This is a genomic window from Corynebacterium sp. HMSC072A02 (assembly GCF_001810085.1).
Taxonomy (GTDB): Bacteria; Actinomycetota; Actinomycetes; order Mycobacteriales; family Mycobacteriaceae; genus Corynebacterium; species Corynebacterium hesseae.
In genome coordinates, this window is the sequence record NZ_KV799864.1 from 1 (window position 1) to 289 (window position 289).

1 pseudogene is annotated in these 289 nt (G+C 51.6%); it reads right to left on the bottom strand.

Going from position 1 to position 289, the window contains the following annotated elements:
• Window positions 1-289, bottom strand: a pseudogene (locus HMPREF2698_RS13010) (transposase); the annotation flags it as partial.

The following is a 289-nucleotide window of genomic DNA, read 5'->3' on the forward strand; positions in this document are numbered from 1 at the left end:
GGCGTGCTTTCAGGTCTGATTTCGACATCCGAAATGATTTCTCAATGTTGAACAGCCTGCGGTAATGCCCGATAACCTCACTAGCGGGAAGAGTAGTCAGGTCGGTTTCATAGCCTTTAATTCCGGCCAGGGCTCGGTGCTTGGCAGCAAGAGCGTAGTTAACCTTCTTATTCGGGGCGGAAAGATCAATATAGCGGTTGCGCTTGATTGCGATATCGCCGTCAACAGCACGTTTGGCTTTTGCGACTTGCTCTTTGATTCCGCGCAGGCTGCGTCTAGCCCGATCATG